We start from the raw sequence: 2,030 nt of genomic DNA, 5'->3' as shown, positions 1-2,030 counted from the left end.
CACTTCCTCCTATGTTTAAGAAGATAAAAAAGGATGTATTTAAATTCTAGGAAGAGTTTGAGGAGATATTTATGAAAGAGCAATCTACTACAAAAGGATTTGCTATACTTTCCTTAGCAGGAATATTAGTAAAAGTAATGTCCCTTTTATATGTTCCTCTCCTAGTTAATATAATAGGGGATGAGGGGTATGGAATATATTCAGGAGCTTATGTAATATTTACTCTTACATATGTTATAACTAATTCAGGGATGCAAACGGCAATAAGTAAGCAAGTCTCTGAGCTTATAGAATTAAACAATTATAGGGATGCAGTAAAAACTTTTAAAATAGCAAGAAGTATTCTTCTTGGTGTAGGTATGATTAGCTGTATAATACTACTTCAGTTTGCTATGCCTATTGCTAAATTTACTAAGGGACCTCAGGGCTTTTTAGCCCTTATAACCCTAGCACCAGCTATTGTGGTAACATCTGTTTTAGCAGCTTATAGAGGGTACTTCCAAGGTAGGAGCATAATGACACCTACAGCTGTATCTCAAATTTTAGAACAGATATTTAATGTGGTATTTAGTTTAGCTTTTGCTGCTTTACTTATAAAAAATGGACCAGCAGATGGAGCAGCTGGAGGAACCTTAGGTACAGTACTTGGAGCATTAATTGCAGCATTATACCTTATAAAAAAGTATAATGATAATAAAATTATAAAAATAAGTAAAAGCGTAGACTCATTACAGCCTAAAAGACTTAGTAATAGAGAAATCATAAGAAAACTATTCAAATATGGATTTCCTATAACCTTAAGTGCTGCGCTTCAATACTTTGGAAATGTAGTTGATATGATTGTTGTTAGAGGAAGGCTTGGAGTTGTAGGTTTTAGTGAGGCGGAGACTAATGTTTTATTTGGTCTTATATCAAAGTATAATACCCTTATTAATGTGCCCTTAACTTTAATAGCAGCTCTTTGTGCTGCTATTATTCCTGCAATATCTAGAGCTGTTATTTCAAAGGATAAGAAGACCATAAGAGAGAAGATAGGATTTTCTTTTAAGGTAAGTTATATGATATCTATTCCTTGTGCTTTTGGATTTAGTATATTAAGTGAGGAAATATATAAGCTTATATTTATGAATAATATTGCAGGATATGAGCTTTTAACTTTAGGAGCTATAGCAGTAGTCTTTACCTCTATAGTTCAAATACAAACAATAATACTTCAATGTATGAATAAACTATATGCAGTTTTAATATCTCTTAGTATGGGAATATTAGCAAAAGTAGCAGCTAACTATTTTCTAGTAGCTATACCAGAGATTAATGTTAAAGGAGCAGTTTTAGGTACTATATTATGTTCCTTAATACCTATGATAATAAATCAAAGGATTTTAAATTCAACCTTAAAGATAAGAGTTAGCTTATTTAGATATGCTATAAAACCTTTTACAGCATCAATACTTATGACTATATTTGTATTTATAACTAGAATAATAACTTCTTCTATAGCAATGAGAATAGGATCAGGCTATATAATTACAGTTGCATTTCCTACATTAATTACAATATTAGTTGGGGTTTTTGCATATTCTTATGGAATTATATTGACCGGGGGAATAACTAAGAAGGATATTAATTCACTTTCTCCAAGGCTTCAGAGGATGATTCCAAGATTTATGAGAAGAAGTCTAAAATAGAAATACTTAAATTAAAGCTTATTAAAATATAAATAATAAAAAAGAGAGTATAAGAATAAACACTATGATAACTTTAAATAGTATCATAGTGTTTTTATATTAAGTATAAATAAGAGTTATGTTATACAGATAAACTATGGCAAAACTCAATCTTTGAATATGCATTAAATAATGGTAGCTGATGATTTAGTTTTAATTATTAGTGGGCTATCTATATCTATAATAGGATTTTTTAGTATTATCTTTTATAAATATTCCAACTATAAAGAAGGAGAATCCAACTAATATTATAAATATGTTTCTAAAAGAACCTGTAATAGGTAAACTTAAAGAAGCTATAAC

The 2,030-nt window shown here is 29.5% G+C and carries 1 protein-coding gene; it reads left to right on the top strand.

The genetic code is table 11. From position 1 onward, the window contains the following. Positions 1–71: 71 nt before the first annotated feature. The gene (locus AB2369_RS13100; RefSeq protein ID WP_367666914.1) at positions 72–1,688 is read left to right on the top strand and encodes an oligosaccharide flippase family protein; all 1,617 of its coding nucleotides are present in this window, start codon (positions 72–74) and stop codon (positions 1,686–1,688) included. Positions 1,689–2,030 lie beyond the last annotated feature (342 nt).

The sequence above is a fragment of the Clostridium sp. genome (assembly GCF_040797585.1).
Classification (GTDB): domain Bacteria; phylum Bacillota; class Clostridia; order Clostridiales; family Clostridiaceae; genus Clostridium_Z.
This window is presented reverse-complemented; position numbering and strand designations above follow the sequence as displayed.

Bases quoted from the DNA above. Each gene is read 5' to 3' on its own strand.
- AB2369_RS13100 (WP_367666914.1), top strand. From the start codon at position 72: ATGAAAGAGCAATCTACTACAAAAGGATTTGCTATACTTTCCTTAGCA.